Genomic DNA, 16,630 nt, shown 5'->3' on the forward strand with positions numbered 1-16,630 from the left:
TCCTTATAACGATTGCAGGCCCGACACTCATCCATGAGGCGGGGTTCAGACATCAACGCGCGGCTGTACGCATGGTGACGAACTCTTCCGCTGCCGTCGGGTGCACGCCGAGGGTGTCATCGAAAATCTGCTTGGTGGCTCCGGCTTTCAGCGCGATAGCCAGGCTCTGAATGATCTCACCGGCATCCGGGCCCACCATGTGGCAACCCAGCACGCGATCGGTCTTGGCATCCACCACCAGCTTCATCAGCGTGCGCTCCTGGTTATCGGTCAGTGACAGCTTCATCGGCCGGAAGCGACTTTCAAAAATCTGCACGTCGTGACCCGCTTCCCTGGCTTGCGCTTCGGTCAAACCTACTGTCCCGATATTCGGCAAGCTGAATACAGCCGTTGGAATGTGATTATAGTCCACCGCACGGTATTGCTCGGGCTTGAACAAGCGCCGAGCGACAGCCATGCCTTCGGCCAGCGCCACGGGAGTCAATTGCACACGACCGATGACGTCACCGATTGCAATGATCGAAGGCTCGCTGGATTGATAATGCTCATCGACCTTGACGAAACCTTTTTCGTCCAGCGCGACATCGACTGTTTCCATGCCCAGATCGTCCAGCATCGGCCGACGTCCGGTGGCGTAGAACACGCAGTCCGTGTTGAACGTGCTGCCATCGTTGAGCTTGAGGTCGAGGCTGGCGTCGGCGCGCTTTTCGATGCTGTTGATTTCAGTCTTGAACCGAATGTCCATCCCGCGCTTGTTCAGCTCCTCATGCAGGTGGTTACGTACCCCGTCATCGAAGTCTCGCAGAAACAGCTCGCCGCGGTACATCAAGCTCACGTCCGCACCGAGGCCATTGAAGATCGACGCAAATTCGACCGCGATGTAGCCACCACCGACGATCACTACGCGCTTGGGCATTTGTTCGAGGAAAAACACTTCGTTGGACGTGATAGCGTGTTCGCGGCCTGGGATGTCCGGGATCTGAGGCCAGCCGCCGGTGGCGATCATGATGTGCTCGGCGGTGTGAACCTGGCCGTTGATTTCCACCTCATGGGGCCCACGCAAGCGAGCATGGCCCTCCATCAAGGTCACGCCGCTGTCGTCCAGCAGCTTGCGATAGACGCCATTGAGGCGACTGATCTCGCGGTTTTTGTTGCCGATCAGGGTCGGCCAGTCGAAGCTCGCCGCACCGCTGTTCCAGCCATAGCTTTTAGCCTGTTCGAAGTCCTCGCAATAGTGAGCGCCATACACCATCAGTTTTTTCGGGACACAGCCGACATTGACGCACGTGCCGCCCAGATAGCGGCTTTCGGCAACCGCCACGCGCGCGCCGAAACCGGCGGAAAACCGCGCGGCGCGAACACCACCTGATCCGGCACCGATGACGAAAAGGTCGAAGTTGTAAGTCATGTATTTCTCCTGGCAAGGCAGCTAGCATAACCGCTTCAGCGCACTCGGCAAGGCCCGCAGACAGAAACGACAAAGCCACCCGAAGGTGGCTTTGCGCTGCAACACAGTTATCGGCGAATTACCGGGACACCTGCATCACTGGGTAGATTTACCCGTCTTGTAGAAGTGCTCGAAGCAGAAGTTGGTCGCTTCGACGTAACCTTCGGCGCCACCGCAGTCAAACCGCTGACCTTTGAATTTGTAAGCCAGAACGTTGCCTTCGGCAGCCTGCTTCATCAACGCATCGGTGATCTGGATTTCACCACCTTTACCCGGCTCGGTCTGCTCGATTTTCTCGAAGATGTCCGGGGTCAGAATGTAACGGCCGATGATCGCCAGGTTCGATGGCGCATCTTCCGGCTTCGGCTTTTCAACCATGTTGGTTACCCGGAACAGACCCGGCTTGATCTCTTCCCCGGCGATCACACCATACTTGTTGGTTTCATCGGCAGGCACTTCCTGAATCGCAACAATCGAACAGCCATAGTGGTTGTGCAACTTGACCATTTGCGCCAGGACACCGTCGCCTTCCAGATGCACACACAGGTCATCGGCCAGTACGACAGCAAACGCTTCATTACCGATCAGCGGGCGACCGCTGAGGATCGCGTGCCCCAGACCCTTCATCTCGGTCTGACGGGTGTAAGCGAAGCTGCACTCGTCGATCAGACGACGGATGCCGACCAGGTATTTCTCTTTATCGGTACCCTTGATCTGGTGCTCCAGCTCGTAGCTGATGTCGAAGTGGTCTTCCAGTGCGCGCTTGCCGCGACCGGTCACGATGGAGATTTCTTTCAACCCGGCTTGAAGTGCTTCTTCCACGCCATACTGGATCAGCGGCTTGTTGACGACTGCCAGCATTTCTTTGGGCATGGCTTTGGTCGCTGGCAAGAAGCGAGTGCCGTAACCGGCTGCAGGAAACAAGCATTTCTTGATCATATAAATCCTTGATGGGGCTGGGGGTATTGCGGCGCAGTCTAATCAGGAGGCGCTTACCTTACAATGCCCCGCCACTGGCCGATTCGATGTGTTGGTAGAGGAACTGATGCGCAGATAGTTCCGCATGAATTCCGATATTGCGACTCACCTGTCACTAAGAGACTGCCAACGCCTCGTGGGGCGTTCACCTGTCCATGGGCGCTCGCTGCTGATCAAGCGCTTGCAAGCGCCAGCAAGCGAGCATTGCGTGATACAGAACGGCCTTTGAAAGGCCCACGCGCATACATTGGAAATAGCATCATTCCCGCTTACTATGGCGCCTGAATCATTTATCGAGATGGATCGATGTCAGAAGCAAAAAGTGTAAACGGTTACCAGATCAAGCAACTGCAGGATGGTCAGTGGTGGCTGATCGGCCATGACGAAGAACACGTTGCCGGCCCTTTCGCCAGCGAAAGCAGCGCTATTGAAGTGGCCGCCGTGTTTCAGGATACCCCCGTTCCCCGCCACCACGCTGACAAGAGGTCTTGAGTCGGTAAAGCGTTCAGGCCTGGGCTGGCCGGGCTTGAACCCTCATGCACAACCGTCGACACGTCGAAAAAATGTTTCAGTGATGCCGGAACGATGGCATGGCCGTTCAGTCTCAGAGAGGCTGATTATTCCACCTCGGCCCTCATCGTGAAGCATTCGAAAATGATCAAGATTCTGTCCGTCATCGTTGTACTGGGCCTGACCGGCTGTGCAACCGCACAAAACACCTACCTGAAGAACGGCAAGCAGGCACTGAGCATCGACTGCTCTGGCGAGGCCATGTCCTGGGCCGCCTGCTATGAAAAAGCCGATGCCTCATGCGCAGGCACGGGTTACAACATCGTCAGTACCAACGGCACGCCACAACCTCAGGAGTCCGATAAAACCCTGGGCGTGGACGTGGGCAACTACAAGAACCGTACCGTTTTGGTGATGTGCAAATAAGCAGAGACCCGCTTCAGGGGCTCATTAACCCGAAATGCACGCAGTGACGGCGTGCTGGATATCCTTGGGCCGCAAGGGATTATTGCCGCCATCCTCGAAAAGCTTGATCGAACTGCCCCCGGAGCGCCTTTCGATATCGACGATGGCAGTAGGGGTACTGCTGGCAAACTTCTGCGGAACAATCACACGCAAACCATCCTTGTGGGGCTCAACTTGAGATGGCTCGCGGCTGTCACTGATTTTGCCCACGAAGCATTCGGCATATTCCTGCGGGTTCTTCCCTGACATTACGCTCATGGTGGCGGGGGTGTGCTCGATGTCAGTCACGCTTGCGCACCCTGTCATTGCAAGAGCCAAAACTACAACAGCCAGTTTCATACAAACCCTCCAGTAAAGGCTCTACGACAAGCCAGGCGCTGATTATATCCCTGGCCATTACGCTTTTTCTGCCGCAGTTGCGACAACAAACATTTGAACGGTCATCAACGCAGGTGCTCGGCGTGCTATCGTTTCGGGTTTTCGAGAATGCCTGTCTTCGGAGACACCCATGAAATTCGTACACCAGCGCGAGCACCTCAATGAAGACGACATGGTCGTCATCGAGTGTTCCCAGCTTTGCAACATACGCCTGATGAGCGACGCGAATTTCCGCAGCTTCAAGAATGGCGGACGGCACACTTACCACGGCGGCGCATTCGATCGGTTTCCGGCAAAGATTACAGTGCCCAGCACCGGTTTCTGGAACATTACCATCGACGCCGCCGGGCGCAAGCTGGACACCCACGGCGCGCGCAAAACCACGTTTACCCACTCGATCAAAATCGTGCGACGCACGTCTACACGCCTGAGCTGATCAGCGCAGTCAACCACAGGCCGCGTGAAATCTTCGTGTTTCACGCCAGCATGCCACCTTTTTTCAGGAGTTCATCGTGAGTACGTCCGACCCGGTAATCAAATACGCCATCAGCTACAAACTCAACGGCGAGCGCCGCTTCGAATTCGCCCTGCTGCAATCCCCTTCTGCTGGCGAGGCGCTGGCTGCACTGCAGAAAATGCACAGCGGCAGCGATGACGTGATCAGCGATGTAAAGGTCAGCAAGGCGCTTTGATCGCAAAGGCCATGATGATGCAACTCAAGAGCACGACCCCAGCCACCTTTGATCTGTTTGCCGACGACGCCCCTCCATTGCCGGCCACCGAGCAGATCGGCCCTTGCTCGTTCGTCTTTCGCGGCTTCGCATTACCGATGGTGGAGCCATTGCTGCCAACCCTTGAAGCTGTTCTCGCTCAGGCTCCTTTTCGCAACATGGTCACCCCCGGTGGTCACATCATGTCGGTTGCGCTCAGCAGCTGCGGCGAGTTCGGCTGGACCACCGATCGCCGGGGCTATAAATACTCGCGCATCGATCCTCAGAGCGGGCAGCCGTGGCCAGCAATGCCTGAGCTCTTCCTGAAGCTTGCGCAGGCTGCAGCCGATGCAGCGGGGTTTGCCGATTTCATACCCGATGCTTGCCTGATCAACCGCTACATTCCCGGCACGAAGATGTCACTGCATCAGGACAAGGACGAGCTCGGGCTGCAATGGCCGGTGGTGTCAGTGTCGCTCGGCATCCCGGCAAGGTTTCTGTTCGGTGGTCATGCCCGCAGTGACGCTACCACGAAGGTGCCACTGTTCCACGGCGACGTCGTGGTCTGGGGCGGCGAAGACCGCCTGCGCTACCACGGCGTCATGCCGATCAAACAAGCCGAGCATGCCCAACTGGGCGAGCAACGTATCAACTTCACCTTTCGTAAAGCACGCTGAAATCCCGCTAGCTGCCAGCCTGGTCCAAACCATCCTTCCCCGGCCTATGCGGGCTCTGCCAATGGCTCGCCGGTATGCGATGCTTCGAAAAGCGCTGCGAGCGTATTGAGAAACAGATCATGGCTCATGATGCCGGTGCAGATCGTGTTCAGCACCTCCATACCGGACTCATCCCTGACGATCACGCGCTCTGTCCAGGCATTGAGATCAACGGTAATGAGTGTGGAAATCGCCACCTGTTTGCCGCGCACTTTCATAAACTCTGTTGCAGGTAAAGGGCACACCCAGCGCAATAAATGCCAGAAACCCGCTCACGCAATAGATCAGCATCTGCGGGCTGGAAAAATCCAATGCCATGCCTGTGTGTGTATGCACCGATGCAGGTCCGTTATCGCTTGGCGGCAAAACACTGCTCAAGTACAGCAAGAATCCGGCGAGACACAGCATCACGCCACCAAAGGACAACAGGAACACCAAAAAGCCTTTGCCATGGCAGTAGGTGCCGGTCAGTTCGCCTGCGTCGGGGGGGTGGAGCGCAGAAGGATTGCTGCATGAAGAGGGTACTTCCTTGTTGGTGAGAAGCGTGTCCGGTCCCTGGCATATCCAGAGACCGGTCTGCGTCCGTTGCCAGGCAAATGGGCTGCAATGGATCGTCCTGAAAAGCCTGTCGTCACGACAGCCTGGTTGACTGTTCCGTCGAGTCCGTCGGGGCCTTGGCCGTTTCAAAACGTTGCTCAAGCAGGTGTCGCGCCTTCCAGCGTTCAGGTGACTGCGGATCAGATCGGCAAGCTGTTGCGGCTTGAGTTTCACATCGTCGCGGCAGAACTGAAGCAGTTGCAACTGGACCCAGCGGTGTTTCTTCAGCACTTTTGCATTCGGCGCAAAAAATGACTGCGATATCGGTTCGGGCAGTGGTGCGTCATCTTCGAGTAAAACGGTCAGCAGTATGCCCTTGCCGAACACCAGACCGAAATCGGTGTTGATTGCCAAGTGATCTCATCCTTGCTATCACGTGCACCTTCTGGTTCAGGCGCAGGTTTATGACTGGGCACTTCTATACGCCACACGAACGCCGCCAACAGCTGATGCAGCTGGGGCAGGCGCTGGAAAACCTGATCCCTTTGGCCAGGCGCATGAAGCTGGATCAGCGACACCAGTACGAGCAAGCGCTTGATAAAACCCGATCTCTGCTGGCATCCGGTTTCGGGGCGGGCGAGCTGGCCGTGTTAGCGGCCTCGGTACCCGATGTATTTGAACGGCATCGTGACTGGCAGACACCCTATCTCGCTGAGCAAGCGGATGGTTCCTGGCGCCTGCCCGACTGGCTGGAGGAACTTGAGCGATACCTCGATCCCGTCTTGAAATACACCTACGCCCTGCGAAGCCTGGGCTGTTACTGAAGCGGGTCTCCGCGCATCAGGACAGCGGCGCGTGTTTCAAAGCGGCCCGTGGGTCAGACCCGTCAATGTATCTGCAATGGATTTGGTACGTTGTGCTGTGCCTTCGGTTGTGCGGTTGGACTCTTCCAGCGCGTCGAGCATTTCCCGCAACGTACCGACAGCAATGGACTGACTTTCAATTTGCTGAGCGACGCGCTGAATCTCGCCGGTCAACAGATCAATGTCTACACCAATATCGGCCGCGTTCTTGCGGGTGATCTCCGCAAGCTTACGCACCTCATCAGCCACGACAGCAAATCCTCGACCCATCTCGCCGGCTCGCGCAGCCTCGATGGCGGCGTTGAGCGCCAGTAAGTTGGTTTGCCCGGCAATTTGCTGGATGACCTGCACAATCGACTGGATACGCAAGCTGGAACCTGCCAGCGCGCGAGCACCTGTCACTGCCTCTTCAGCTTGTGTGGCAAGACTCTCGACCGTGCCTCCCGCCCTCGTGGCCACCGCGTTTTGCTGGTCAATAGTACCCGCCAGATCGTCCATCGACAGGTGCAACTGGCCCGAGTAATGCTTGATCTGCTTCGACATCTGCTCCTGCTGCTCGCTGGCCTGTGCCAACACCTGCCCCAGGTCTGCCAGGCCATCGAAGACAGGCCGAATCTTGTTATCCAGACCCTCGGTGTCCAAGGCACGGCCGTAGTCGCCGCTCTTGAATGCAGTTATCTGCTTGACCACCACATGGTTCAGGCCCGCCAGTTGCTTGATCTGCCGACGCAGGAAAAAGGCCTTGAATTCACCATAATGAGTGATGAAATTGTCAACGTAGTCATCGACGAAGCTGGCGCCCTTCGCCACCCGGAAAAAGAAAACCGCCGTCAATGTCTGGTTGAGATTCAAGCCAAGAATTTCGCCGAAGGTCGAAAAGCCGGCTAATGGCACATCACCGAACACCCCGGTCATGCTGCGCAGGTCGCGGATATTGTTAAGCCTGCGCAGGATACAGTCGCTGAGAATGCCCGCCACCGGTTTACCACCCTTGCCTCGCAGGAATCGCTCGTAGTCGCTGCGCGTTGCTTCGCGCAAAGGGGTGCGCTTGACCATGACCAGTTGCTCGCCGGGCGCGACGTCGCAAAACATATGCACGGTCTGCTGCTGGTAATCGATACGAGCAATGGAGCGCACGAACAGTTCCTCCCCCACCGCAATGGCGAACGAGTAATCAGCAAGCTTTTGCTCAAGCGCCTGCGCAGTGCATTCAAAGGCTTCGCACAGGGCTTGCACCATGGATTTGATATTGCCGCTGCTGTCGATGACCTGGCCGATGGTGCGGTCTTCCACCGACGCGGTCAGGACACTGAAGCTGAGCCCGGCGGGTTGAAAGTTCTGACTTTTGAAGACTCCGAAACGCACATCGGGCGGGGTTTTAAGGAAAACGATCTGCGCATGGTTCTCATAGCTGCGTTGACCATCGTGAATCAGGGTCTTTTTAAAGTCTGGCTTGCCACCGGCCGACCCGCCAACGAACAGGCACGGAAAACGTCCCGATTCATACAAGGCTTCCATGAAGAATGACTCGGAGGCTGAGAGGCCGTCGAAAATCACATACGCCAAGGTGTCGCGGTGGTCGATGGCGGTGCGGATCTGGGTACGCTTGATGCTGCTCACCAGTTTGGCAATCCGCTCGCGCATCGCAAGTCGTTTGCCGCCGCGGCGAATGTCTTCGCACTCCAGCGACACCATCACCACTTCGGCGGACGCGATGACACTGACGTCAAACAGTTGCAGCACCACGCGATCCCAGCTGTCTCCCGTCGTGCAGTACAGCTTGTCAGCAGCGTTGCACAGCTCGCCGGAGGTCGTGCACAGGCTGATAGCACTGGTAGGGAAACGCTGCCTGAGTTTGCTGGCGATCGTGTCGATGTCCAGATAAGGAGAAACAAAACCGGTAATGAGAACGGGCGCCATGCGCAACGCGGCAAGGGCTTTGTCGACTTCGCTGGCGCTGCACGTGATGGTCAGGGCACCTTGAGCAGATGCGCGCGCCTGATTGAAAAGTCTGAGTGGATTCATGATGGGCTCGGACGAGTGGGTGGCCTGACGCAAGCTTTGCATGCGTGTGGCGCGTTACCCTCTATCGGCTACTGCGGCGCGGGCTGAAGACAGTTCGTCTTACTCCTTGCGCCAGAGGCTCGAAACCCGACCGAGCTCCCTGAGCAGCCCCTTACCCCGCAGCCTCAGCGATGATAGGCTCCCGCTCCCAGACCGCTGATGCAAGCCTGCGAGGCTCTCTAGGCCGACGCCCGGGTTTTCACCGGGCACACCACTCGATGCAGATTCAGTGCGGTATTGATGATCCCGATGTGACTGAACGCCTGTGGAAAATTCCCGAGCATGCGTCCGGCACGCGGATCGTACTGCTCGGCAAGCAGACCGACGTCGTTGCACAATCCGCAGAGTCGCTCGAACAGGTCACTGGCCTCCTGCTCGCGTCCTTGCAATACGTAAACATCTGCCAACCAGAACGAACAGACCAGGAACGTGCCTTCGCTGCCGGACACTCCGTCCGCACTGCGCTCGCCGTCATAGCGCAGCAGCAAACCGTCCTGCATCAGGGCCTTCTCGATTTGCGTCATCGTGCCTGTCACGCGTGGGTCATCCACCGGCAGGAACCCGGTCAGTGCAATCTGCAGCAGACTGGCATCCAGCTCCTTGCCGCCGTAGGTCTGCACGAAGCTGCCCAGGTCGGCGTCATAACCATTGGTGCACACATCGGCATGGATTTCGTCGGCGACAAGCCGGTAATGCCGACCGCGCTCGCGATCTTCTGCATCATCACTTTGCGTGAGGACGGCAGCGTTGCGATCGAATGACACCCAAGCCATGACCTTGGAGTGAGTGAAGTGCCGGGGCTCGGAGCGGATCTCCCAAATGCCTGCATCCGGCAGATGCCAGACCTGCTCGAGGAACGGCATGATCACTTTCTGGATTTGCGTGCTGCGCGGCAACCGCGGCAGACCGCTCTTGAAGGCCTGCGTCATGGCATCCGCCACCTCGCCGTATACGTCCAGCTGCGTCTGGGTCGCGGCACCATTGCCAATGCGAACAGGGCGGGAGTTTTCGTAGCCGCTCAGCCACGGCAGTTGATACTCCGGCAAGCGTCGCTCACCGCCCAGTCCATACATGATCTGAATCTGCTCGGGGTTGCCGGCCACTGAACGCAGCAACCAGTTGCGCCAGGCTGTCGCCTCTTCGTAGTAACCCAGATTCATGAACGCCAGCAGCGTCATGGTCGCGTCACGCAGCCAGCAGAAGCGATAATCCCAGTTGCGTTCGCCGCCCAGTTGCTCGGGCAACGAGGTGGTCACTGCGGCGACGATACCGCCAGTCGGGGCATACGTCATGGCCTTGAGGGTGATCAACGAGCGCTTGACCTGAGCGGTCCACGGGCCGACATCGGGGCAGCGGTCAGAAAACTCTCGCCAGAACCCCTCCGTCTGCTGCAATGCCGCTTCGATATCGAAGCGTTCGCGGACCGGCTCATGGGACGCCTGCCACGCCAGCGCAAAGCCCAGACGTTGACCGGCCTGGACCGTGAACTGGCTTTCGGTGTGGTGGTCCAGTGGATGCAATTCCGAAGGCGTACGCAGGACCAGCATGTCCGGGCCAGCCACGGCAGTCATGGTATGCGGATCGCGTTTCTCGACCCACGGGACCGTGCTGCCGTAGTCGAAGCGGATGGCCAGATCCATGGAGAAATCCACGCGTCCCTGGAGGCCGACCACGATGCGCACTACGCTGCTGTCTTCGCTCATGGGCATGAAGTCCACAAGTACCGCTGAACCTGTATCGGTCACGAACAGGGTTTCGAGAATCAGCGTACCGTCGCGATAACTGCGCCGGGAGTTGCATTTTCCATCGGTGGGCGCAATTTTCCAGCGACCGTTATCACTGTCACCCAGCAAAGCGGAAAAACAGGCAGGTGCGTCAAAGCGCGGAAAACACAACCAGTCCAGCGACCCATCGCGGGCCACCAGCGCTGCAGTGCGACAATTGCCAAGCAGCGCATAATCTTCAATCAAAACAGCCATGGGGCAGTGTTCCCTCTTGGTGTAAGGGGGCATCAGTCATTAAAAGTGCCGCGTTTTTCAGCGCGGCAGGATGTAACGCTCTATGGCCGTCGCCAGCCCGTCGTGTTCATTGCTTTCAGTCACGTAGCTGGCGTGGGTCTTGACCCCTGTTTCGGCCTGCCCCATTGCGATGGACAGACCGGCGCGCAGAAACATCGCCACGTCGTTGCCCGCATCACCGATGGCCGCCGTATGGGCCAGCGCCACACCCAAACCCTTGGCAAGGGTTTCCAGTGCAGAACCCTTGTTGGCGTCCAGAGCCGTGACATCCAGGTAGTAGGACTGAGAGCGAGCCGCCAACGCTGTGTCGGCAATCAGCGGGTTGAGGCGAGCTTCCAGCTGTTTGAGCAGCTCGAAATCCTTGCTGGCGGCGACGATCTTGTCGATTCGATCGATGTAGTCATCGAAGTGATCAACCTGAACGAAGTCGTATCCCAGCGTGTTGCGCTCATGCTCCACGTAATCGCCTTGGGGATCGATCAGTAACCACTGATCGTCGGCGAACACCCACACCGCCACGTTCTCGCCAGCGAAGAGTTCCAGGCTGCTGCGTGCCGCCGTGGACGCGATTCGGTGTGCCTTGAGCAAGCTGCCATCGGGATTGATGATGTTGGCGCCATTGAAGGCTACCGTCGGTACATTGATGCCCAGCGCCGCGATCTGTTGACGCATGGCACGCGGCGGCCGACTGCTGGCGACCGAGAAAAGAATCCCGGCCTCACGCAACTTGCCAATGGCATCAATGTTGGCCTGACTCAGGCTGTGATCGGGCCGCAGCAGCGTGCCATCAATGTCGGACAACATGAAACGGATCGAGGGATGCGCAGAGTCACTCATCCGAGAAGTTGCCAGGTGTGACCATCGCGGGCCAGCAATTCATCGGCCGCAGCAGGACCGTCCTCACCTGCCTGATAGGTTTCGACTTGCGGATCCTTGGCCCAGGCGTCGATGAAAGGCTGCACCGCACGCCAGCCGTTTTCGATGTTATCGGCACGCTGGAACAAGGTCTGGTCGCCGGTCAGGCAGTCATAGATCAGGGTTTCATACCCGGTCGATGGCTGCATCTCGAAGAAGTCCTTGTAGGCAAAGCCCATCTCGATGGTCTGCATGTCAAGGGTAGGCCCGGGCTTCTTGGCTTGCAGATCAAACCACATGCCTTCGTCGGGCTGAATCTGAATCTTGAGGAAGTTGGGCTCCACACGATCAATGTCAGTGTCACGAAATTGCGCGTAAGGCGCCGGTTTGAAGCAGATCGCGATCTCGGTGTCGCGCACACTCATGCGCTTGCCGGTGCGCAGGTAAAACGGCACGCCGACCCAACGCCAGTTATCGATCATCACCTTGAGCGCCACGTAGGTTTCCGTGGTGCTGTCGGGCGCGACACGGTCTTCCTGACGATAGCCAGGCACGCGCTTGCCATCGATACTGCTCTCGCTGTACTGCCCGCGCACAGAGTTGGCCAGGGCCTCCATTTCCGACCAAGGCCGAATAGCGCCAATCACCTTGGCTTTCTCGCCACGCACCGCGTCAGCGCCAAAGGCAGCTGGCGGTTCCATGGCAACCATCGCCAGCAATTGGAACAGGTGATTGGGCACCATGTCCCGCAACGCGCCGGTGGTCTCATAGAAACTGCCGCGGGTTTCGACGCCCACGGTTTCCGCTGCGGTGATCTGTACGTGATCGATGTAGTGGTTGTTCCAGAACGACTCGAACAAACCGTTGGAAAAACGGCTGACCAGAATGTTCTGTACCGTTTCCTTGCCCAGGTAATGGTCGATCCGGTAGATCTGCTTTTCGGACATGACCTTCAGCAAGCAATTGTTCAGCTCCACCGCACTCGGCAGATCATGGCCGAATGGTTTTTCGATCACCACGCGGCGGAAATGATCGTCGCCCTCGCCCATCAGGCCGCAAGAGCCGAGACGATTGGTTACCTCACTGAAGAAGCGCGGGGCGGTCGCCAGATAGAACACAGCATTTTTGGTGCCGGTGCTCTTGATCTTCTCGTCGATGGCGGTGTAGGTAGCGTCATCCAGAAAATCACCGGTGATGTAGGTGATCCGTTTGGCCAGACCGTCCCACAGCGCCGGGTCCAGAGGCTCATTGCCGCCTTCAGCGACCTTGCTGGCCGCCTCCTGACGGATGAAGTCCTCCAACTTTTTGGCAAAGTCGGCGTCGCTCACAGTGTTGTGGTCCACGCCGACGATGTGCAGATCCTCACCCACCAGCCCGTCACGGAACAGGTTGTAGAGGGCCGGCATCAGCAGCCGTTTGACCAGGTCGCCATGAGCGCCGAACAGGAACAGTGTGGTTGCCGGAGCGACCGGTGCCTTTTGCTTGCTTCGGGTCAAACCCATTATTTTGGTTCCTTGTGACCACCAAATCCGAAACGCATGGCGGAGAGCATCTTGTCGCCATACGTGCTTTGTTGACGCGAGCGGAAGCGGGCAAACAGAGAAGTCGACAGCACCGGAACCGGCACCGCCTGCTCCATGGCGGCTTCGATGGTCCAGCGGCCTTCACCACTGTCGGCCACCGAGCCGGAATAGGCATTGAGCTGTGGATCGGTCGCCAGCGCGTCGGCGGTCAGATCGAGCAGCCAGGAGGACACCACGCTGCCACGACGCCAGACTTCGGCGATATCGCCCAGATTCAGGTCGAAACGCTGATCGGCAGGGAGATTTTCCGAATTCTTTGTCTTGAGGATATCGAAGCCCTCTGCAAAGGCCTGCATCATCCCGTATTCGATACCGTTGTGGATCATCTTGACAAAGTGGCCAGAACCCGGCGGGCCAGCGTGAATATAGCCTTGCTCGGCACGCGGATCAGCGCTCTGGGCACGATCCTTGGTGCGCGGAATGTTACCGATGCCCGGCGCCAGGGTCTTGAACAGCGGATCGAGGCGATTCACGACCTCGGGTTCGCCGCCGATCATCATGCAGTAGCCGCGCTCCAGCCCCCATACGCCGCCCGATGTGCCGACGTCGACGTAGTGCAGGCCCTTCTCCTTAAGCGAATGGGAGCGGCGCACGTCATCTTTGTAGAAGGTGTTGCCACCATCGATGATCACGTCATCGGCTTCCAGCAGTTCAGCCAGCTCATCAATGGTGTCTTCGGTCGGCGCGCCCGCAGGCAACATGACCCAGACGGCTCGCGGTTTGTCCAGCGCGGCGACCAGTGCCTGAAGGCCACCCGCTGGCTTCGAACCTTCGTTAGCGAGCACGGTGCGAGACTGCTCATCGCGATCATAGACCACGGTCGTGTGGCCATTGAGCATCAGTCGACGTGCGATGTTGCCGCCCATGCGGCCTAGTCCAACAATCCCGAGTTGCATGTAGAGGTGCTCCTTAATTCTTAAACAGGGGTGCCCCATTTTATAGCCCAGTGCCGCCTGTAGGGTTAGTCCGGGGGAGGCAAACGAAGGTTTCCCGGTGAAAATAGTTTCATCTTGGGGCGCTAACGCCGTGTAGGACGCCCATTGTCGCGATCAAGAAACGTTCGCGACAATAAAAAATAAAAAAGTTCCTTTTTCCCTCAAAAGAAATCAGACTTTGCGCCGATAAAGGTATGAGCAAAGACAATTCGGGTCGCGATAGTGTCGTTGTTCGAACCTTATGATGTTGAATCCCGCCATTTGCGAGGTGAGCAATGGGCAATGTAGTACCGGCAAGCGCTCCACAGACGTTGTACGTCACCATTCGCCGCGACGAGCTGCGTCAGCTCCGGGAGGAACGCGAACAACTTAAAAAGAAAGTCGCTCACTTGGCTATGATGCTGCAACACGCTCAGCTCGCCAGCCGCGGCACGGCCCTGCACGCCTGATATCTCCCGTTTTTGCCGAATCGAGGCAAGCCCGATCAGCTGGCTTGCCCTTCCATGCCCCTTTGCTGCCCAAACCTTCTGTTAAGCTCACGATTTTCGATTGATCAGTTGTCGGACCAGGCACATCCGCTAACGTTCCCCCCTCTCGCAGCTCCGGTCTTGAGCGTGGCCAACACTCTGCTGACGTCGGGGTGACGTTTTTTTCACCTGCCTCTTTGCATACTCGCGCCTCTCTCATGGAATGACTGCGGTCGCCTGCTGGCCGTACGTTCCCTCCATCGCACACGATGCGGCTGTCCGGGCCGCGCGATAGATCCACAGCTGGAGCGCCCGATGGCAACAACGAAACGGAGTACCACGACTCCGAAAGGCTTCGACTGGACAGGTGTAGCCTGGCTGTTTTTATTCTTCTGGTATTTCTCCGGTATTACTCAGTTATTGATTCAGCTCACCGGTATCACAGGCTTCTCGGGCTTTCGCCAAGCGTTCGTGATGAGCGGCATCTGGCTTGCGCCCATGTTGATATTCCCCGCCAAAACCCGAATTATGGCGGCCGTGATCGGGGTGGTGCTGTGGGCATGCTCCATGGCCAGCCTGGGCTACTTTTTCATCTATCAGCAGGAGTTTTCCCAGAGCGTCATCTTCATCATGTTCGAGTCGAACATCTCTGAAGCGGGCGAGTACATGACCCAGTACTTCGCTTGGTGGATCGTGCTGGCGTTTATCGCTCACACTGCCTTTGCGATCTTTCTGTGGACCCGTCTGCGCCCGGTGTACATGCCCCGGGGCCGAGCCTGGGTGGTCGCCTCGGCGCTGCTGGTCGCCATCATTGGCTATCCGCTGGCCAAGCAGATAGCGCGTAACGACACCGTAGAAGCGGGCCTTGAAGGTTTCGAGTCGCGTATCGAAACCACGGTGCCGTGGCAGATGGTGGTGGCCTACCATCGCTACACCCAGCAACTGGACAGCATGCAGGACATGCTGACGACCTCCAGCAATATCCCGCCACTGAAAAACCTCAAGGATCAACAGGCAGGACTGCCCACCACGCTGGTGCTGGTGATCGGCGAGTCGACCAATAGAGGACGCATGCATCTTTATGGTTATCCGCGGCAGACCACGCCAAACCTGGACGCCATGAAAGACCAGCTGCAGGTGTTCAACAACGTCATCACTCCCCGCCCCTACACCATCGAGGCGCTGCAACAGGTACTGACGTTCGCCGACGAAGAAAACCCGGACCTGTACCTCAAGACGCCGTCCATCGTCAGCGTGATGAAACAGGCGGGCTACAAGACGTTCTGGATCACCAACCAGCAGACGATGACCAAACGCAACACCATGCTCACCACGTTCTCTGAACAAGCGGATGAACAGGTGTACCTGAACAACAATCGTAACCAGAACGCTCGTCAGTTCGACGGCGATGTTCTGGAGCCGTTTGCCAAAGCCTTGACCGATGCTGCGCCACGCAAGTTGATCGTCGTGCATCTACTGGGCACGCACATGGCGTACCAGTATCGGTATCCCGAGCAGTACGATAAGTTCACCGGCCGTGAAGGCGTACCGGCGGCAATCGATGACAGCAAGCTGCAGATGTACAACAGCTATGACAATGCCGTGCTCTATAACGACTTTGTGGTATCGAGCCTGATCAAGACTTACAGCAAGGCCGATCCCAACGGCTTTCTGCTGTACCTGTCCGACCACGGTGAGGACGTGTACGACTCCGCCGGGCACAGCACGCTGGGCCGTAATGAGGCCAAACCGACGATTCCGATGTACACCGTGCCGTTCATCGTTTATGCCTCACCCAAATGGCGGGAAACGCATGACTGGAACTTCGACAGCATTCGCGATCGCCCGTACAGCAGCTCCACTCTGATCCACACGTGGGCGCAGCTTGCCGGGCTGAGCTTCGACGAACTCGACACTACCAAGAGTATGGTCAGTCTGGATTTCAAGGCGCGCCCCAGAATGATCGGCGACCCTTATGCGCAGAAAGGCCTGAGTGATTTCGCGGTGATGGAGAAGATTGCCAGGCAACCTGGCGCGGCGCCTGAAGTCGCCAGACGGTAGCGCTGTGCGTCCTGCGTTGTAGAGAAACGGCCTGCGCAATGCA

At 57.7% G+C, this 16,630-nt stretch carries 18 protein-coding genes and 1 pseudogene; 8 read left to right on the forward strand and 11 right to left on the reverse strand.

Annotation, left to right across the window (positions count from 1 at the left end):
• Window positions 1-52: 52 nt before the first annotated feature.
• Window positions 53-1,408, reverse strand: coding sequence for a glutathione-disulfide reductase (gorA, locus tag EC915_RS09615; RefSeq protein WP_133750301.1), 1,356 nt, complete (start codon window positions 1,406-1,408; stop codon window positions 53-55).
• Between the two features lie 135 nt (window positions 1,409-1,543).
• Complete coding sequence (gene galU, locus EC915_RS09620; RefSeq protein WP_133750302.1) at window positions 1,544-2,386, reverse strand: UTP--glucose-1-phosphate uridylyltransferase GalU; 843 nt, start codon at window positions 2,384-2,386, stop codon at window positions 1,544-1,546.
• A gap of 345 nt (window positions 2,387-2,731) precedes the next feature.
• Between galU and EC915_RS09625 the strand changes: the two genes are divergently transcribed.
• Together EC915_RS09625 and EC915_RS09630 are read left to right on the forward strand one after the other, a co-directional pair.
• Window positions 2,732-2,917: a hypothetical protein gene (locus EC915_RS09625; RefSeq protein WP_133750303.1), complete on the forward strand. Its 186-nt coding sequence runs from the start codon at window positions 2,732-2,734 to the stop codon at window positions 2,915-2,917.
• A 162-nt stretch (window positions 2,918-3,079) separates the two neighbouring features.
• Complete coding sequence (locus EC915_RS09630) at window positions 3,080-3,361, forward strand: hypothetical protein (protein ID WP_133750304.1); 282 nt, start codon at window positions 3,080-3,082, stop codon at window positions 3,359-3,361.
• Between the two features lie 24 nt (window positions 3,362-3,385).
• On the opposite strand, the gene EC915_RS09635 is transcribed toward EC915_RS09630, so the two are convergent.
• Complete coding sequence (locus EC915_RS09635; RefSeq protein ID WP_133750305.1) at window positions 3,386-3,739, reverse strand: hypothetical protein; 354 nt, start codon at window positions 3,737-3,739, stop codon at window positions 3,386-3,388.
• A gap of 169 nt (window positions 3,740-3,908) precedes the next feature.
• On the opposite strand from EC915_RS09635, the gene EC915_RS09640 reads away from it, so the two are divergent.
• The 3 genes from EC915_RS09640 (at window position 3,909) to alkB (ending at window position 5,165) form a co-directional block, all read left to right on the forward strand.
• Window positions 3,909-4,214: a DUF1883 domain-containing protein gene (locus EC915_RS09640; RefSeq protein ID WP_133750306.1), complete on the forward strand. Its 306-nt coding sequence runs from the start codon at window positions 3,909-3,911 to the stop codon at window positions 4,212-4,214.
• A gap of 76 nt (window positions 4,215-4,290) precedes the next feature.
• Window positions 4,291-4,470, forward strand: a complete 180-nt coding sequence (locus tag EC915_RS09645; RefSeq protein ID WP_166650959.1) for a hypothetical protein — start codon at window positions 4,291-4,293, stop codon at window positions 4,468-4,470.
• A gap of 17 nt (window positions 4,471-4,487) precedes the next feature.
• On the forward strand, window positions 4,488-5,165 hold the full coding sequence (gene alkB / locus EC915_RS09650) for a DNA oxidative demethylase AlkB (RefSeq protein WP_133750688.1): 678 nt from the start codon (window positions 4,488-4,490) through the stop codon (window positions 5,163-5,165).
• Window positions 5,166-5,209: 44 nt separating this feature from the next.
• Here alkB and EC915_RS25225 read toward each other — a convergent pair whose 3' ends face one another.
• Together EC915_RS25225 and EC915_RS25230 are read right to left on the reverse strand one after the other, a co-directional pair.
• Window positions 5,210-5,416 (reverse strand): hypothetical protein, encoded by a 207-nt coding sequence (locus EC915_RS25225; protein WP_256658696.1) that lies wholly within the window; start codon window positions 5,414-5,416, stop codon window positions 5,210-5,212.
• Complete coding sequence (locus EC915_RS25230) at window positions 5,373-6,155, reverse strand: hypothetical protein (protein WP_256658697.1); 783 nt, start codon at window positions 6,153-6,155, stop codon at window positions 5,373-5,375. The genes EC915_RS25225 and EC915_RS25230 overlap by 44 nt, the downstream gene beginning before the upstream one ends.
• Window positions 6,156-6,205: 50 nt before the next feature.
• Between EC915_RS25230 and EC915_RS09665 the strand changes: the two genes are divergently transcribed.
• Complete coding sequence (locus EC915_RS09665) at window positions 6,206-6,565, forward strand: hypothetical protein (RefSeq protein ID WP_133750308.1); 360 nt, start codon at window positions 6,206-6,208, stop codon at window positions 6,563-6,565.
• Window positions 6,566-6,601: 36 nt separating this feature from the next.
• Here EC915_RS09665 and EC915_RS25575 read toward each other — a convergent pair whose 3' ends face one another.
• The 6 genes and pseudogenes from EC915_RS25575 to gnd form a co-directional block, all read right to left on the reverse strand.
• Window positions 6,602-7,147, reverse strand: a complete 546-nt coding sequence (locus tag EC915_RS25575) for a methyl-accepting chemotaxis protein (RefSeq protein WP_372237876.1) — start codon at window positions 7,145-7,147, stop codon at window positions 6,602-6,604.
• A 327-nt stretch (window positions 7,148-7,474) separates the two neighbouring features.
• A pseudogene (locus EC915_RS25580) lies at window positions 7,475-8,671 on the reverse strand (FIST signal transduction protein); the annotation flags it as partial.
• 176 nt (window positions 8,672-8,847) lie between these two features.
• On the reverse strand, window positions 8,848-10,647 hold the full coding sequence (locus EC915_RS09675; protein ID WP_133750310.1) for a glycoside hydrolase family 15 protein: 1,800 nt from the start codon (window positions 10,645-10,647) through the stop codon (window positions 8,848-8,850).
• 57 nt (window positions 10,648-10,704) lie between these two features.
• Entirely contained in the window at window positions 10,705-11,523 is an 819-nt protein-coding gene (locus EC915_RS09680) for an HAD family hydrolase (protein WP_133750311.1), read from the reverse strand.
• On the reverse strand, window positions 11,520-13,043 hold the full coding sequence (gene zwf / locus EC915_RS09685; protein ID WP_133750312.1) for a glucose-6-phosphate dehydrogenase: 1,524 nt from the start codon (window positions 13,041-13,043) through the stop codon (window positions 11,520-11,522). Before zwf ends, EC915_RS09680 begins: the two co-directional genes overlap by 4 nt.
• Window positions 13,043-14,020: a phosphogluconate dehydrogenase (NAD(+)-dependent, decarboxylating) gene (gene gnd / locus EC915_RS09690; protein WP_133750313.1), complete on the reverse strand. Its 978-nt coding sequence runs from the start codon at window positions 14,018-14,020 to the stop codon at window positions 13,043-13,045. The genes zwf and gnd overlap by 1 nt, the downstream gene beginning before the upstream one ends.
• Before the next feature lie 314 nt (window positions 14,021-14,334).
• Between gnd and EC915_RS09695 the strand changes: the two genes are divergently transcribed.
• Together EC915_RS09695 and EC915_RS09700 are read left to right on the forward strand one after the other, a co-directional pair.
• A complete protein-coding gene (locus EC915_RS09695; RefSeq protein WP_133750314.1) occupies window positions 14,335-14,508 on the forward strand; it encodes a DUF6026 family protein in 174 nt (57 codons plus the stop codon).
• Between the two features lie 333 nt (window positions 14,509-14,841).
• A complete protein-coding gene (locus tag EC915_RS09700) occupies window positions 14,842-16,587 on the forward strand; it encodes a phosphoethanolamine transferase CptA (RefSeq protein WP_133750315.1) in 1,746 nt (581 codons plus the stop codon).
• Window positions 16,588-16,630 lie beyond the last annotated feature (43 nt).

The sequence above is a fragment of the Pseudomonas sp. LP_7_YM genome (assembly GCF_004364435.1).
Lineage (GTDB): Bacteria > Pseudomonadota > Gammaproteobacteria > Pseudomonadales > Pseudomonadaceae > Aquipseudomonas.

Bases quoted from the DNA above. Each gene is read 5' to 3' on its own strand.
- EC915_RS09665 (WP_133750308.1), top strand. From the start codon at position 6,206: ATGACTGGGCACTTCTATACGCCACACGAACGCCGCCAACAGCTGATG.
- EC915_RS09680 (WP_133750311.1), bottom strand. From the start codon at position 11,523: ATGAGTGACTCTGCGCATCCCTCGATCCGTTTCATGTTGTCCGACATT.
- alkB (WP_133750688.1), top strand. From the start codon at position 4,488: ATGCAACTCAAGAGCACGACCCCAGCCACCTTTGATCTGTTTGCCGAC.
- EC915_RS09625 (WP_133750303.1), top strand. From the start codon at position 2,732: ATGTCAGAAGCAAAAAGTGTAAACGGTTACCAGATCAAGCAACTGCAG.
- EC915_RS09675 (WP_133750310.1), bottom strand. From the start codon at position 10,647: ATGGCTGTTTTGATTGAAGATTATGCGCTGCTTGGCAATTGTCGCACT.
- gnd (WP_133750313.1), bottom strand. From the start codon at position 14,020: ATGCAACTCGGGATTGTTGGACTAGGCCGCATGGGCGGCAACATCGCA.
- zwf (WP_133750312.1), bottom strand. From the start codon at position 13,043: ATGGGTTTGACCCGAAGCAAGCAAAAGGCACCGGTCGCTCCGGCAACC.
- EC915_RS25575 (WP_372237876.1), bottom strand. From the start codon at position 7,147: ATGTCGAAGCAGATCAAGCATTACTCGGGCCAGTTGCACCTGTCGATG.
- galU (WP_133750302.1), bottom strand. From the start codon at position 2,386: ATGATCAAGAAATGCTTGTTTCCTGCAGCCGGTTACGGCACTCGCTTC.
- EC915_RS09700 (WP_133750315.1), top strand. From the start codon at position 14,842: ATGGCAACAACGAAACGGAGTACCACGACTCCGAAAGGCTTCGACTGG.
- gorA (WP_133750301.1), bottom strand. From the start codon at position 1,408: ATGACTTACAACTTCGACCTTTTCGTCATCGGTGCCGGATCAGGTGGT.
- EC915_RS09640 (WP_133750306.1), top strand. From the start codon at position 3,909: ATGAAATTCGTACACCAGCGCGAGCACCTCAATGAAGACGACATGGTC.
- EC915_RS09635 (WP_133750305.1), bottom strand. From the start codon at position 3,739: ATGAAACTGGCTGTTGTAGTTTTGGCTCTTGCAATGACAGGGTGCGCA.
- EC915_RS09630 (WP_133750304.1), top strand. From the start codon at position 3,080: ATGATCAAGATTCTGTCCGTCATCGTTGTACTGGGCCTGACCGGCTGT.
- EC915_RS09695 (WP_133750314.1), top strand. From the start codon at position 14,335: ATGGGCAATGTAGTACCGGCAAGCGCTCCACAGACGTTGTACGTCACC.